This is a genomic window from Streptomyces sodiiphilus, assembly GCF_039529215.1.
Classification (GTDB): Bacteria; Actinomycetota; Actinomycetes; order Streptomycetales; family Streptomycetaceae; genus Streptomyces; species Streptomyces sodiiphilus.
Genome location: NZ_BAAAMJ010000093.1, coordinates 1 through 551, shown reverse-complemented (window position 1 = coordinate 551; position 551 = coordinate 1). Strand labels below are relative to the sequence as shown.

1 protein-coding gene is annotated in these 551 nt (G+C 67.0%); it reads left to right on the top strand.

Annotated features, from left to right (window positions below):
* Window positions 1-551: homocysteine S-methyltransferase family protein (locus tag ABD299_RS24735; protein WP_344266967.1), on the top strand; the 551-nt coding region annotated here is incomplete at both ends.

Genomic DNA, 551 nt, shown 5'->3' with positions numbered 1-551 from the left:
TCGCGGGTGGTGGTGGCTGATGGTGGTATGGGCACGATGTTGCAGGAGCGGGATCCGTCGTTGGAGGACTTCGAGCAGCTTGAGGGTTGTAACGAGGTGCTGAATGTGACGCGTCCGGACATTGTGGCGGGGGTGCACCGGGAGTATTTCGCGGTGGGTGTGGATTGTGTGGAGACCAATACGTTCGGTGCGAATCATGCGGCGTTGGGGGAGTACGGGATCGCGGGGCGGGTGCGGGAGTTGTCGCGGGCGGGTGCGGTGGTGGCGCGGGGGGTGGCTGATGAGTTCACCGCGGGTGATGGGCGGGTGCGGTGGGTGCTGGGGTCGATGGGGCCGGGGACGAAGCTGCCGTCGTTGGGGCATGTGGGGTTCGCGGTGTTGCGGGATGCGTATCGGGAGAACGCGTGGGGGTTGATCGAGGGGGGTGCGGATGCGTTGTTGGTGGAGACGTCGCAGGATCTGTTGCAGACGAAGGCGGCGGTGATCGGGGCGCGGCGGGCGTTGGGGGAGTCGGGGGCGGGGTTGCCGTTGGTGGTGCAGGTGACGGTGGA